This is a genomic window from Celeribacter persicus, from assembly GCF_003050785.1.
Lineage (GTDB): Bacteria > Pseudomonadota > Alphaproteobacteria > Rhodobacterales > Rhodobacteraceae > Celeribacter > Celeribacter persicus.
The window spans coordinates 1-1,274 of record NZ_QAOH01000090.1 but is presented as its reverse complement, the minus strand read 5'-3'; the positions used below and the strand labels follow the sequence as shown (position 1 = coordinate 1,274).

General features: G+C 63.5%; 1 protein-coding gene. It reads right to left on the bottom strand.

Annotation, left to right across the window (positions count from 1 at the left end; translation table 11 throughout):
* Nucleotides 1-50: 50 nt before the first annotated feature.
* Nucleotides 51-1,256 (bottom strand): IS256 family transposase, encoded by a 1,206-nt coding sequence (locus C8N42_RS21340; RefSeq protein ID WP_107818400.1) that lies wholly within the window; start codon nt 1,254-1,256, stop codon nt 51-53.
* Between the last annotated feature and the right edge of the window lie 18 nt (nt 1,257-1,274).

Genomic DNA, 1,274 nt, shown 5'->3' with positions numbered 1-1,274 from the left:
GGTCACGTCCGTCAAGGTGGTGTAATTTGTCGGGTGGCCTGAGGTCATGATCAGGCGGCTTGGGTTGTGATGCTGAGAATGGGGTCTGTCTCCTCGTGGTCAATCTGGGCGAATGCCTCGACTTGCATGTAACGGCTGGCGGTCTGCCATTCGTCGTTCTGCTCGAACAGGACCGCGCCGATGAGGCGGATGATAGAGGCCTCGTTCGGGAAGATCCCCACCACGTCAGCGCGGCGCTTGACCTCCTTATTGAGGCGTTCGATGGGGTTGGTGCTGTGCAGCTTGGTGCGGTGCTGGCGGGGGAAGGCCATGTAGGCCAGGACGTCGTGCTCGCTTTCGTCCATCAGCTCGGCCAGCTTGGGCCAGCGGGGGCGGAGTTGGTCGGCCACGCGGCGCCAGGTTTCGCCCGCCTGCTTGCGGTCTGGCTGGTCGAAGGCCTGGCGGATCGCCGCGGCGACAACTGTGTGCTGACCGCGCGAGACATGCGCCAGGGCATTGCGCATCCAGTGGACGCGGCAGCGTTGCCATGTGGCGTCGAACACGCGCTCTATCGCCGCTCTAAGGCCACTGTGGGCGTCCGAGATCACCAGCTTGGTGCCGTCGAGCCCGCGAGCTTTCAATCCGCGCAGGAAGTCCATCCAGAAGGTCTCGGCCTCAGAGGGGCCAAGCCCCAGGCCAATGATCTCGCGTCGCCCGTCGGTGTTGGCGGCGACCGCTATTATTGCCGCGACGCTGACAATGCGCCCACCCTGGCGCACCTTGAGGTAGGTCGCATCCAGCCAGACATAGGGCCATTCACCGGCCAAGGGCCGTTCGAGGAACTCGTTCACCCGTTCGTCGATATCCTTGCAGAGCTTGGACACCGTGCTCTTTGAGATGCCGGACAGCCCCATCGCCTGCGCCAGTTCATCGACACGGCGGGTGGACACGCCGCCGATCCACGCCTCCTGGATCACGGCCACGAGGGCCTTCTCGGACGTCTTGCGGGGTTCCAGAAAGCCGGGGAAGTAGCTGCCCTGCCGCAACTTCGGCACCTTCAGGTTCAGCGTGCCCAAACGGGTATCGAGAGCGCGCTCTCGATACCCGTTGCGCCATGTCGCGCGATCCGTGCTGCGTTCATGCTTGCCAGCGCCGATCAAACCTTCGACATCGGCCTCCATGATCAGCTGAAGAACGGCCTCGGCGACTGCGCGAAGAAAATCGCCGCCGTCCTGCTTGGCCAGAAGTTCGGAAAGGTCCATGTTGGTCTTGGTCATCGGGGTCTCCGTGTGGTT